Below are 13,264 nucleotides of genomic sequence, written 5' to 3'. Positions count from 1 at the left end.
GCAAGACGACCATCATCGAAATCATGTGCACGCGCGAGCTGGGCGACCCGTTCCGTCGCGATGCGTTGAGCAAACCTGTGCGGCATCTGGATAAATATAAAGATTACGTCTGATTTGCTGCTGGAGTGTTGGATTACGCCCTGGCGGGCTAATCCAACCTACGCACAGCGGATGGCGCGTGCGTAGGTCGGATTAGCCGGGCGCAAGCCCGGCGTAATCCGACACAGCGCTGTGACGAAATTCTCACACATTGTCACGGAAGTATCATAATTTCACTAAAGAATACAAGGCGTCCCGTTTTTTGGATTATTTGATTTGACAAGCCCATGCTTAAGGCTTAAATTCAATAAAAGACAAAAAACGGAACGTAGCGTATCAAAAAACGATTTACGGAGACCACCATGAACCACCCTGTACCGCACACCGACGCCGTCACCATCGACTTTTTGCAAGCGTTCGGCGATGCCTGGAACCGCCACGATATCGATGCCCTGATGGCCGCCATGGCCGACGATTGCGAATTCCACGCCGTGGCCGGACCTGATTTGCTGGGCAAGAGTTTTGTCGGCCGCGACGCCGTGCGCGCCGGATTCGAGCTGGCCTGGCAAACCTTCCCCGACGCCGCCTGGCTGAATCCAGAACACTTCGTCAGCGGCGAGCGCGGCGTGACGGAATCGACGTTTGCCGGCACCAAGGCCGACGGCACGCGCATCGAAGCGCGCATGGTCGACATCTTCACTTTCCGCGACGGCAAGATCGCCGTGAAGAATGCCTTCCGCAAGGATCGCCCACCGGTCGCTACCGGCAACAAAGCCTGAGCCAGCACGTTCACCGGGAATGATCATGAACAAACCTGTCGACACCCCATCTGACGTACTGGGCACCAGCACCGCCGCCCGCACGTCCTACGATCCCGCCTACGATCCGCTGGTGGCCCAGCGCCCCGGCCATGGCAATGCCTACGCGCCCACCTACTGGATCGGCACGGCCGGCGAACCGCCGGCCGACGACGGCCCCATCACGCATGACATCGACGTCGACGTGGCCATCATCGGTTCCGGTTTCACGGGCCTGTCCTGCGCCATCTTCCTTGCCCAGGAACACGGCATCAAGGCGACCGTGCTGGAAGCGAACCGGGTCAGCTGGGGCTGCAGCACGCGCAACGGCGGCCAGGCGCAATGCACGACGGGCCGCCTGAAGCGCTCGCAGTGGATAGACCGCTACGGCATGGACACGGCCCTGAAACTGCACGCGGAAGTGTGCGACGCGATGGAAACGTTCAAGAAGATCACGGCCGACATCGATTGCGACCCGCAGCCGGGCGGCCACCTGTATATCGCCCACAAGGCGAAAGCCATGCCCGCGCTGGAAAAAGAAGCCAAGATCATGCGCGAGATCTTCAAGTACGATGCACGCATCCTCGACGCCGACACCGTCAAGCGCGAATTCGTCGACGACAAGGAAGCGGCCGGCGCGCTGCACGAGCCGGAAGGCATCGGCATCCACGCAGGCAAGCTGGCGTTCGGCTACCTGCGCAAAGCCCGTGCGCTGGGCGCCAAGGTGCATCCGTCCAGCCCCGTGATGGGCTGGGAAACGCGCAACGGCGTGCATTATCTGCAAACGCCGGGCGGCGTGGTGCGTGCCCGTTCCGTGGCCGTGGCCACGGGCGGCTACACCTCGCCCCACTTGCATCCGCAAGTGAAGAACCGCCTGCTGCCGATTCTGTCGAACTCGCTCGTCACGCGTCCGTTGACCCCAGCGGAAATCGAGGCGTGCAACTTCCGCACCCACCAGGTGATCACCGATACGCGCATTCTGCGCCACTACTACCGTTTGATGCCGGACAACCGCGTGCAGATCGGCAGCCGCAGTGCCATCACGGGCGCCGACGCGCCGGACGACAAATACAAACAGTTTTTGATCAACGATCTGCACCGCAAGTTCCCCGCGCTGACCGGTATCGCCATCGATTATTCGTGGTGGGGCTGGGTCGATGTCAGCCACGACATGATGCCGCGCATCGTGCAACCGGACCCGAAGCAGTCGATCTTCTATTCGCTCGGGTACGGCGGCAACGGCGTCATGTATTCGGCGCAGGCGGGACGGCGCATGGCCGAGCGCATCGCGGGCAAGGCCAGCGACACGGGCTTGCCGATCTTCAATTCGAAACTGCCGTACCCGAACATGATGGAACTGGTCGAGTCGCAAGCGTTCGCCCCGTTCCGCCGCCTGGGCCAGCGCTTCCTGTACCGCTGGTATCACTTGAAAGATGAAGTTTTCTAAAAGCAGCACTGCAGTTCAAGTCGTCGCATGAGCTGGCATAGACCGGCCAGCGGCGCCATCCGCAAGGATGTTATTGCCCGAACGTTCACACATAACAATAACTTGGAGTGAGACATGAACACAAATACGAGCAAAACCCCGAGCAAAACAGGTTTTTCAACGATGCGCCGCGCCGTCCTCGGCACCCTGGTGCTGGGCGTCGCCCTGGCTTCCAGCGGTACCGCCTTCGCGCAAAGCAAGGAAGTGACGATTGCCTACCAGGAAATCAACGGTCCCTTCCTCGTGGCGATCGCCAGCGGCGAAGTGGAAAAAACCACCGGCTATAAAATCAACTGGCGCAAGTTCGACTCGGGCGCCAAGGTGGCTACCGGCATGGCGTCCGGCGACGTGCAGATCGGCGTCATCGGTTCCAGTCCCTTGACGGCGGCCGTCAGCCGCGGCGTCGATTTGCAGCTGTTCTGGATCATCGACGACATCAATGAAGCGGAAGCGATGGTGGCCCGCAATGGCGCCGGCATCGCCAAGCCGACGGACTTGCGCGGCAAGAAGATCGCCGTGCCTTTCGTTTCCACCACGCACTTCCACACCATGTTCGCGCTCGAAACGTGGGGCATCAAGCCCACGGAAGTGAAATTGCTCAACATGCAGCCGAACCAGATCGCTGCCGCCTGGGAGCGTGGCGACATCGATGCCGCCTTCGTGTGGGACCCGGCCTTGAGCAAGCTCAAGCAAAACGGCAAGGTCCTCGTCACGTCCGGCGAATTGAGCAAGAAGGGCAAGGCCACGTTTGACGGCATGGCCGTCGAGCGCGCCTGGGGCGAAGCGAACGCCGACTTCATGGCCAAGTTCGTCAAGGTGATGGCCGCTGCCGACGCCGACTACCGCGCCAATCCGAAGGCGTGGAGCATCGATTCCCCGCAAGTGAAAGCCAACGTCAAGCATTCGGGCGCGGCCGCCAAGGACGTGGCCGCTTCCGTGGCCCTGTACGCCTACCCATCGCTGCAGGAACAGGCGTCGCCGGCCTGGCTCGGCGGCGGCGCCAAGGGCGGCGTGGCGCAAGCCTTGCTGGCCACGGCGCAATTTTTGAAGGGCGAAGGCAAGATCGATACCCTGGCTACCGATTACGCCAAGTATGTGACACCCAGGTATGCACAGGCCGCCGGCCTGCTGAAGTAAACGTTGTGCGATGGCGCGCTTGCGGGCGCGCTGACTGAACAGAATGCGTTGAACTGAAGTGACTACACCTATGCGGGGCACATGATGGAAAATCTCTACGTCAAGGATGTCAGCGTGATTTATCCGGGCAAGACGGCCGGTGAACGCGTACATGCCTTAAATAATATCAATCTCACCATCAATAGCGGCGACTTCGTCGTCGCGCTCGGTGCCTCGGGCTGCGGCAAGACCACCTTGCTCAGCCTGATGGCGGGCTTTATCGCCCCATCCAAGGGCGAGATCATGTTGGGCAGCAACAAAGTGGAAGGGCCGGGCGCCGACCGTGGCGTCGTGTTCCAGAAACATGCCTTGCTGCCGTGGCTGAATGTGATGGAAAACGTGGAATTCGGCTTGAAGCTGCAAGGCGTGGCCAAGGCCGAGCGTCGCGAACAGGCGGCCAAGAACCTGGCGCTGGTCGGCTTGAAGGACTTTCACGACAATATGATTTATCAATTGTCGGGCGGCATGCAGCAAAGGGTGGGCATCGCCCGCGCCTTGACCAGCAATCCCGCCATGCTGCTGATGGATGAACCGATGGCCGCGCTCGATGCGCTGACGCGCGAAACCATCCAGGAATTGCTGCTCGATATCTGGGCCAAATCCAGCACCATGTTTTTCTTCATTACCCACAGCGTCGACGAGGCGCTGTTCCTGGCGAACCGGCTGATCGTCATGTCGCCCCGTCCGGGCCGCATCACGCACACGTACGAACTCGATTTCAACAAGCGCTTCCTCGAATGCCGCGATGCGCGCGCCGTGAAATCGAGCCCGGACTTCATCAAGATGCGCGAAACGGTGCTCAACATCATTTATGGCGACGAGCGCGCTGTCAATAAAGAGCTGGAGGTGTCCCATGCATAGCCCATCCGCCGTGGGATTTCCTCCCGCTGCCGCCAAGCGCGCCGGCTTCTTTGGCCGCCTGTTCGCTCCCCGCTGCGCCATGCCAGGCGAAGCGTTCGGGGCGCCGGGGCAGGGCAATTCCAGCCGCATCGCTACAGTCACCGTCATCGCCGTGCTCTTGCTGTGGTTCGGCGTGACGGCCAGCGGCATGGTCAAACCGCTGTTCCTGCCGTCGCCGCAAGCCGTCTATGAAAAGTTCATCATGGCGGCGACAACCGGTTTCGGCGGCGCCACCCTGTGGGAACACACCGTTGCCAGTCTGGTGCGTGTGTTCGGCGCCTTCGGCCTGGCGTGCCTGTTCGCCATTCCCATCGGCGTGATGATGGGCGTCAACCGCGTGGCACGCGGCATCTTCGATCCCTTGATCGAGTTCTACCGCCCGCTGCCGCCGCTCGCTTACTTGCCACTGGTTATCATCTGGTTCGGCATCGGCGAGTTTTCGAAGGTCTACCTGATCTTCCTGGCCATTTTCGCACCGATGGCCATCGCGGCCCGCGCCGGCGTCAGCTCCGTGTCGCTGGAGCAAATCCACGCGGCTTACTCGATGGGCGCCACGCGTTTCCAGGTCATCGTGCACGTGATTTTGCGTGCCGCGATTCCGGAAATCCTCACCGGCATGCGTATCGGCATCGGCGTGGGCTGGACCACCCTGGTGGCCGGCGAAATGGTGGCGGCCACGCGCGGCCTCGGCTACATGGTGCTCAGCGCTTCCGAGTTCCTGGCCAGCGATGTGGTGATCATGGGCATTATCGTGATCGGCTTCTTCGCTTTCCTGTTTGATTTGATGATGCGTTACCTCGAACGTACCCTCGTGCCATGGAAGGGCAAGGTGTAAGACGTTCCTGGGAGTGGCGCTTACGCCACAAGTGTTGCCGCCACTCCCATTTTTTTAACCAGTAATAACCCAGCAATACCCCGTACTTATTCTCCAGCGCGCTTGCCCCTTGGCGACCGCGCCGGGCCGCTGCATTTCCAGATTGACTTATGGCATGCAGCCAACCAGACTGATTTGATGATGTATCGATGCTGCTTGACGGTGTTGCCTAAATAAAACAAAGCCGCGCGGCAGAAACATGCCGCAGCAGGCCAGGGCGCACCGAGCTTCAGATATTACTAGGAGACACAAATGATTAGCGAATCGCATAACAGTACCGGCTTGCAGCACTCGCTGAAGCAACGCCACATGAGCATGATCGCCATTGGCGGCGTGATCGGCGCCGGCCTCTTTGTCGGCAGCGGCGTCATCGCCAAGGCCGCCGGCCCGGCCGCCATCCTGTCCTTCCTGCTCACGGGCGGCCTGGTCGTTCTGATCATGCGCATGTTGGGAGAACTGGCTTCGTCCCTGCCCGTGGTCGGCTCCTTTTACGAATATGCGCGCCTGGCCTTCGACGACAAGCCGAAGGTCTCGAAATTCCTCGGTTTCATGAGCGGCTGGATGTACTGGTATTTCTGGGTCGTCGTCGTGGCCCTGGAAGCCATCGCCGGCGCCAAGCTCGTCAACTTCTGGCTGCCCGACGTGCCGTCATGGTCGATCAGCCTGGTGCTGCTCGTCTCGATGACCATCCTTAACCTGTTCTCCGTGAAAGCGTTCGGCGAATTCGAATTCTGGTTCGCTTCGATCAAGGTGGTCGCCATCATCGTCTTCCTGTTCGTCGGCGCCCTGTTCATCACGGGCAGCTTGCCCAACAGCATCCCGACCCTGGGTTTCTTGACCAGCAACGGCGGCTTCATGCCCCACGGCTGGGGACCGGTGCTCAGTGGCGCCGTCGCCGCCACGGCCTTTTATTCGGGCGCCGAGATCGTCACCATCGCCGCCGCCGAAACGTCGGATCCGGCCAAGGCCATCGCCCGTGCCACCAATTCCGTCATCACACGCGTGCTGATGTTCTATGTCGGTTCCATGTTTGTTGTCGTGTGCATCGTGCCATGGGATTCGCCGGCCATCGCCACGCCCTTCGTCAGCGCCCTGACCGTCATGAATATCCCGTACGCGGCCCACATCATGAACGCCATCATTTTGACGGCCGTGCTGTCGGCCCTCAATTCCAGCCTGTACGCCTCGTCGCGCATGATCTTTGCGCTGACGCGCCGTGGCGATGCGCCCACGGGCCTGGTCAAGTTGAGCAAGAACGGCGTGCCGATCCGCGCCATTTTGTTCAGCACCTTGTTCGCCTACTTCGCCATTGCCGTATCGTATGTGTCGGCCGACCTCGTGTTCCCCTTCATCGTCAATTCCTACGGCATCCTGATCCTGTTCGTCTACCTGCTCATTGCGATATCTCAATTGCGTTTGCGCCGCCGCCTCGAGCGCGAATGCCCGGAACGCATCAAGGTGCGCATGTGGCTGTTCCCCTACCTGACGTATTTCACCATCTTCGCCATGCTGGTGATCCTCGGCGCCATGAGCGTGTCGTCCGATACGGAGCAGCGCGTGTCGTTCTGGTTCGGCCTGTTGAGCGTGGTTATCATGAGCGTCATGTACTACATCAAGAAGCTCGTCAACGACGACCGCAACGGCGACAACGACGCCAAAGTGGAGCTCAAACATGTCTGACACGACCTCGTTGCCCGCAGGCCGGCGCCGCTTCCTGCGCACGACGGCCGCCCTGGGCGCCGCCGCCGTGGCGGGGCCATCCTTGGCGGAGTCCGCCTCAGTGACTTTGCCGTTTGAAAATGGCGAGCGCGAACTGGTGGCTTTCCCGCAAAAGCGTCCGCTGATCCTGCTGACCAGCCGTCCGCCCCAGCTGGAAACGCCGTTCAGCGTCTTCAGCGAAGGCGCGATCACGCCCAACGATGCGTTCTTCGTGCGCTACCACTGGAGCGGCTTGCCCGCCAGCATAGACGGCGGCAGCTACCGGCTGCGCATAGCCGGTCTGGTGAAGACGCCTTTGGAATTGTCGCTGGCCGAACTGAAGCAGCTGGCCGATCCGGTCGACGTGGTGGCTGTCACGCAATGTTCGGGCAACAGCCGCGGCTTCTTTACGCCGCGCGCCAACGGCGGGCAGCTGGGCAATGGCGCCATGGGCAATGCCCGCTGGACGGGTATTCCACTGAAAACCGTGCTGGAAAAGGCCGGTATCGCGGCCAGTGCCGTGCAGGTCGCCTTCAATGGCCTGGAAACGCCGCCCGTGGGCGACGGTCCCGACTTTCAAAAAGCCTTGTCCGTCGAGCACATCATGGCTGGCGACGTCATGCTGGCCTGGGCCATGAATGGCGAGGACATTCCTTTCCTCAACGGCTATCCGTTGCGCCTGATCGTGCCGGGCTTCTATGGCACCTACTGGGTCAAGCACCTGAGCGATATCACGGTGCTCGACAAACCGTTCGACGGCTTCTGGATGAGCACGGGCTACCGCATCCCCGACAATGGCTCCGGCTTCATCGAGCCAGGCACGCCCGTGGGCAAGACGACGCCGATCAGCCGCCTCAACGTGCGCTCCTTCATTACCAGCGTGCACGATGGCGCGCAGGTGAAAGCGGGGCGCGACCTGGCTCTGCGCGGCATCGCTTTTGACGGCGGCCAGGGCATCAGCGAGGTGACCGTGTCGGTGGGCGGCGGCCAGACGTGGCAGGAGGCGAAGCTGGGCAAGGACCTGGGACGCTTTTCGTTCCGCGAATGGACGATGGTCATGAAGGCGCCACGCAAGGGCAAGCACCTGCTGATGGTGCGCGCCGTCAACCGCATCGGCCAGAGCCAGCCCATGAAAGCCCTGTGGAATCCCATGGGTTATATGCGCAACGTGGTGGAAACCACGCGCATCCAGGCAGTCTGAGGAGAACCATATGAAGATATTGTTTGCCGCGCTGGCACTGTCGGCGGCGGGCGGCGCGTGCGCGCTGGAAATCCATTTACCGCCGGAAACGGCGACCTATAAAGCCAGCGAATTGCCCGGCTACCAGCTGGTGCAGCGCAATTGCATGACGTGCCACGCGGCCCAGTATGCGTCGAGCCAGCCGCCCGCTTCGCCGCGCGCCTACTGGGAAGCGACCGTCAAGAAGATGAAAAAGCCGTTTGGCGCCCAGTTTGACGACGCGGACGTGCCGGCCATGGTCGATTACCTGGTGAAAACCTATGGCGTGGAGCGGGGCGCCATCGTACCTGCTGCAGCCGCCAAACCCGTGGCAGCCGCGGTCCCGGCCGCCAGCGGCAAGGATGTCAAGACCTTGCTGGCGGCGAACGGCTGCATGGCTTGCCATGCGCTTGACCAGAAAGTGGTCGGCCCCGGCTTTGCGGAAGTGGCGGCCAGGTACAAGGGCAAGGACGGAGTCGCCGCCGTGGCGGCCAACATCCGCAGTGGCGGTTCCGGCAAATGGGGGCCCGTGCCCATGCCGCCATTCAGCCAGCTCAGTGTAGCCGACGCGGCGGCCCTGGCGAAGTACGTGCTGAACCGATAAGTTCGTCCCGGACGAGCGGCAACCCTTAATACCACTTGCCGCCACCCATACCGCGCGGTATTGCCCGCTGCCGTTGTGCAGCGGGCTTTTTTTTTACCTGTCCCATTCGCCGCCGCATCGCTTGCCAATGCAGCGGTCACATGCACTGGTACTGTAAAAAACACCGTTATATAAAACCACTTGACTACCAATTTGGGGCGTCGCATTCTCTGTGCAGAAAGCCGATGCTTCGCTGTGCTTTCTTTACGTACAACATAAAAAGCTACTTCGATAGTTTTCGTATAACGTTCAGGAGACATTGTGAAGACACGGCAAATTAGCCGGCTGGCCTCGCCTTTGATGGCAGGCCTGCTGGGCAGCGCGCTGCTCGCTTGCGGCGGCAATTCCACCACCGAACCCCCATCGACCCTGCTGGCCGCCACGGCCGCCAGCGACAGTTGCGTGGCCTGGAGCGCCGCTGCCGTCTACACGGCTGGCCAGTGCGCCGTCTATGACGGCAAGGTGTACCGCGCCAAATGGTGGGTGCAGGGCACGGCGCCGAACAACGACCAGTGGGGGCCGTGGAGCCTCGATAGCAGCACGCCCACCCCGACGCCGACCCCGACTCCTACGCCTACTCCAACACCCACGCCAACGCCGACACCAACGCCAGGCGTGCCCACCAAGGCCCAGGCCGAAGCGAACGAGGCGGCGCTGACGAACAACGATTTCTTCCGCAAGGTCAAGGCGTCGATCCGCACCCTGGGCAATACGGCAGTCGAGGCCGTGCAGCCGGGACTGGCCAGCAACCCGCTCAACGTCAAGCGGGTCGAGCGCCTGCTGCCGGCGGCGAAGTGGGATTACTATTTTGCCGCGCGCGACGCCAGCTATACGTATCAACGTTTCCTGCAAGCCGTTGCCAAGTTTCCCGCCGTGTGCGACGACTACAGCGACGGGCGCAATGCGGACGCCATCTGCCGCCACAGCCTGAGCACCATGTTCGCCCACTTCGTGCAGGAAACGGGCGACCATAACGCGAGCAGCCCGCTGCCGCAATGGCGCCAGGGCTTGAAGTATTTGCGCGAACTGGGCTGCGACGAGACGGGCGCCGGCTGCGGCTACAACGTCGAGTGCGCCGATCCCGTCTTCAACAAGGTGTGGACCTGCGGCAAAAATGCCGACGGCAGCTTCAAGAAATATTTCGGCCGCGGCGCCAAGCAGCTGTCGTACAACTACAACTACGGTCCCTTCTCGCAAGCCATGCATGACGGCGACCAGTCCGTGCTGCTGAAGAATCCGGACCTGGTGGCCTCGACGTGGCTGAACCTGGCATCGGCCACGTTCTTCTTTGTCTATCCGCAACCGCCGAAGCCGTCGATGCTGCACGTGCTTGACGGCACGTGGGTGCCGAACGCGGCCGATACGACGGCTGGCGCGGGCAATAATTTCGCCACCACCATCATGATCATCAACGCCGAATGCGGGCAGGGCACGGAAAAGCAGGCGGCGCAAAACCGCATCGATTACTACAAGCAGTTTGCCGCCGACATGGGCTGGGATTATTCCGGTGAACAATTGTCTTGCGCCAACATGCAGCGCTTCACCCCGGCCAGTTCCGCTTCCTACAACATTTATTGGGAAAAGAACTGGAACGCCGGTGGCGAGAACCAATGCCAGCTGGTCAGCTATCAAACCCCGTACAGCGCCTTGCTGGCGGGGAACTACGTGAAATGCGTGGAAGCCAACTGGAATGTGAAGTTGCAGTAGCAGTAAAGGCAGGACCAGCCAGCCAGGGATAACAGTTGACAAGAGCCCCTCGAGGGGCCTGCAACAGCTCTCGATGTAAAACCATAACGGAGACCAATACAACATGAAATCGAATGCATTATTGATGGCCCTGCTCAGCGGCGTACTCGTCGCTTGCGGAGGCGGCGGCCAGGACGGTACGACCGCCACCCCGAACACCTTGCTCGCCGCCGTCGAGGCGTGCGCCGTCTGGGATGCCGCCACCGTCTACACGGGCGGCCAGTGCGTGCTTTACCAGGGTGTCACCTACAAGGCCAAGTGGTGGACGCAGGGCAATGTCCCGAGCGCCACCGACCAGTGGGGCCCCTGGGCTGTGACGGATACGCCGACACCAACGCCAACGCCAACGCCAACGCCAACGCCAACGCCAACGCCAACGCCGACACCGACGCCGACGCCGACGCCGACACCAACGCCGACACCAACGCCGACACCAACGCCGACTCCGACCCCAACGCCAACGCCGACACCGACACCGACACCGACACCGACACCGACACCGACACCCACTCCCACGGCTTGCCGTCCGGACGGCCTGATTTCGGCCGTGCCGAATGTGCCGTATTGCAAGGTGTACGACGCGAATGGCCGCGAAGTGCTGGGCAATGGCTTGAACCGGCGCATCGTCGGCTACTTCGCCAGCTGGCGCACGGGCGTCGATGGCAGCCCGACTTACCTCGTGAATAACCTGCCGTGGGACAAGATCACCCATCTGAACTATGCGTTCGCATCCGTCGATCCGGCCACGTCAAAAATCGCCATCGGTAGCGGCGCCGCCAATCCGGATACGGGCCTCACGTGGCCGAACGTGCCGGCGGCAGCCATGGACCCGTCCTTGCCGTACAAGGGCCACTTCAACTTGCTGTCGCAATACAAGAAGAAGTATCCAGGCGTGAAACTGATGATTTCCGTCGGTGGCTGGGCCGGCAGCGGCGGCTTCTACACGGCCACGACGAACGCGGACGGCAGCATCAACACGGCCGGCATCAATACCCTGGCCGATTCCATGGTGGCCTTCGTGCGCCAGTACAACTTCTTCGATGGCGTCGACGTCGATTACGAACACCCGACCACCAACAATGAAGCGGGTAATCCGAACGACTTCGCCGTCTCGAAGCCGCGCCTGGCCGGCTTGATGACGAGCTACAACCTGCTGCTGAAAGTGCTGCGCCAGAAGCTCGACGAAGCGGCCGTGCAGGACAATAAATACTATCTGCTCACCATCGCCGGTTCCGCTTCGGGCTGGGTCTTGCGTGGCGAGGAAAACATGTCGGGATTGAAATATCTCGATTACGCCAGCCTGATGAGCTACGACTTGCACGGCGCATGGAACCAGTATGTGGGACCGAACGCGGCGCTGTTTGACGACGGCAACGATGGCGAACTGCGTGCCGGCAATGCCTATCAGTTCCAGAACATCGGCTATCTGAATACGGACTGGGCTTACCGCTACTACCGGGGCGCCATGCAGGCGGGACGCATCAATATCGGCGTGCCGTTCTACACGCGGGGCTGGAAGGATGTGACGGGCGGCACCAACGGCCTGTGGGGCACGACGCCGCTGATCAGTTCCACGGTCACCTGCGCCGGCACCAAGACGTGCGGCACGGGCGCAACGGGCATCGACAACGTGTGGTTCGATCTTGATTCCCAGGGCAAACCCACGCCAGGCGGCGGCAATCCGATCTGGCATGCGCTGAACTTGCAGAATGGTATCGTGCCGAGCTACCTGGACGCCTATAAAGTCACGGACAAGGCGCTGGTGGGCACCTATGTGCCGCATTACAGCAGCACCATGGTGGCGCCGTGGCTGTGGAATGCGACCAAGAAAGTGTTCATTTCCACGGAAACCACGCAGTCGATCGCGGCCAAGGCCCAGTACATCGTCAACAACAATATCGGTGGCGTGATGATCTGGGAAATGGCGGGCGACTATGCCTGGGACGCCACGCGCAATGGCGGCAAGGGCGAGTATTTCATGGGCACCACCCTGACGGACGTGCTGTACCAAGCCTTCCGCACGGCTGGCGCGTATGGCAACAAGCGCGCCGAAATCGCCATGCCGGGCACGGCGGCGAACGTCAGCATCACCCTGGGCGGCTGGAAGCTGGGCGACAGCAACTTCCCCATCAACCCGGTGATGACGGTGAAGAACAACTCGGCCACGACCCTGCCGGGCGGCACCGTGGTGGAGTTCGACTATCCCGTGTCGGCGCCATCGGACATGAGCGACCAGTCTGGGTTCGGCTTGACGGTCATCAACGCCGGCTACACGGGGCCGAACAATATCGGCGGCTTCACGAAGAACTACAACCGGGCCCGTTTCGCGATTCCCGCCTGGCAATCGCTGGCGCCGGGCGGCTCCGTCGCGCTGACCTTGAACTACCGCCTGCCGATCTCAGGGCCGGCCAACTACACGGTCACCGTGGGCGGCACCAAGTACGCGCTGACGCAGGAGTACCCGGAATTGCCGGTGGCCTTGCCGTAAGTTGAATCCGGTAGTGTAAACAGAGAAGGGCGGAACCGAGGTTCCGCCCTTTTTTCGGGGTCAGACCCGTTGGGTCTGACCCCAGCCTTTGCTTCTGGGTTGTTTCAGCTTAAAACCAAGTTTCCACTTGGAAACCATACGACGTGCCGCTGGTATTGTTGTTATAGATCGGGCCGCCGTTGTTCGACGCATTGACCG

Annotated in this window: 10 protein-coding genes; all 10 read left to right on the top strand. The window is 61.4% G+C overall.

Features of this window, described 5'->3' with window-relative positions:
• Nucleotides 1–401 precede the first annotated feature (401 nt).
• The 10 genes from JAB6_RS23965 (at nucleotide 402) to JAB6_RS23920 (ending at nucleotide 13,066) form a co-directional block, all read left to right on the top strand.
• The gene (locus tag JAB6_RS23965; RefSeq protein WP_070305089.1) at nucleotides 402–818 is read left to right on the top strand and encodes a nuclear transport factor 2 family protein; all 417 of its coding nucleotides are present in this window, start codon (nucleotides 402–404) and stop codon (nucleotides 816–818) included.
• 25 nt (nucleotides 819–843) lie between these two features.
• The gene (locus JAB6_RS23960) at nucleotides 844–2,283 is read left to right on the top strand and encodes an FAD-binding oxidoreductase (RefSeq protein WP_070305093.1); all 1,440 of its coding nucleotides are present in this window, start codon (nucleotides 844–846) and stop codon (nucleotides 2,281–2,283) included.
• Nucleotides 2,284–2,445: 162 nt separating this feature from the next.
• Entirely contained in the window at nucleotides 2,446–3,459 is a 1,014-nt protein-coding gene (tauA, locus tag JAB6_RS23955; RefSeq protein WP_139143492.1) for a taurine ABC transporter substrate-binding protein, read from the top strand.
• Between the two features lie 84 nt (nucleotides 3,460–3,543).
• Entirely contained in the window at nucleotides 3,544–4,359 is an 816-nt protein-coding gene (locus JAB6_RS23950; RefSeq protein ID WP_034758559.1) for a taurine ABC transporter ATP-binding protein, read from the top strand.
• Between the two features lie 79 nt (nucleotides 4,360–4,438).
• Nucleotides 4,439–5,233, top strand: a complete 795-nt coding sequence (locus JAB6_RS23945; protein WP_051959683.1) for an ABC transporter permease subunit — start codon at nucleotides 4,439–4,441, stop codon at nucleotides 5,231–5,233.
• A gap of 291 nt (nucleotides 5,234–5,524) precedes the next feature.
• Entirely contained in the window at nucleotides 5,525–6,952 is a 1,428-nt protein-coding gene (locus JAB6_RS23940) for an amino acid permease (RefSeq protein WP_070305086.1), read from the top strand.
• On the top strand, nucleotides 6,945–8,171 hold the full coding sequence (locus JAB6_RS23935) for a molybdopterin-dependent oxidoreductase (protein WP_070305084.1): 1,227 nt from the start codon (nucleotides 6,945–6,947) through the stop codon (nucleotides 8,169–8,171). The genes JAB6_RS23940 and JAB6_RS23935 overlap by 8 nt, the downstream gene beginning before the upstream one ends.
• 10 nt (nucleotides 8,172–8,181) lie before the next feature.
• The gene (locus JAB6_RS23930; protein WP_070305078.1) at nucleotides 8,182–8,793 is read left to right on the top strand and encodes a c-type cytochrome; all 612 of its coding nucleotides are present in this window, start codon (nucleotides 8,182–8,184) and stop codon (nucleotides 8,791–8,793) included.
• Nucleotides 8,794–9,093: 300 nt separating this feature from the next.
• Nucleotides 9,094–10,539 carry a glycoside hydrolase family 19 protein gene (locus JAB6_RS23925; protein WP_254671784.1) on the top strand — a complete coding sequence of 482 codons (1,446 nt, stop codon included), beginning with the start codon at nucleotides 9,094–9,096 and terminating at the stop codon, nucleotides 10,537–10,539.
• Between the two features lie 103 nt (nucleotides 10,540–10,642).
• Nucleotides 10,643–13,066: a glycosyl hydrolase family 18 protein gene (locus JAB6_RS23920; RefSeq protein ID WP_083292960.1), complete on the top strand. Its 2,424-nt coding sequence runs from the start codon at nucleotides 10,643–10,645 to the stop codon at nucleotides 13,064–13,066.
• The last annotated feature ends 198 nt before the right edge of the window (nucleotides 13,067–13,264 follow it).

Origin of the sequence: Janthinobacterium sp. HH104, from assembly GCF_001758715.1 — a bacterium.
Lineage (GTDB): Bacteria > Pseudomonadota > Gammaproteobacteria > Burkholderiales > Burkholderiaceae_D > Janthinobacterium > Janthinobacterium aestuarii.
This window is presented reverse-complemented; position numbering and strand designations above follow the sequence as displayed.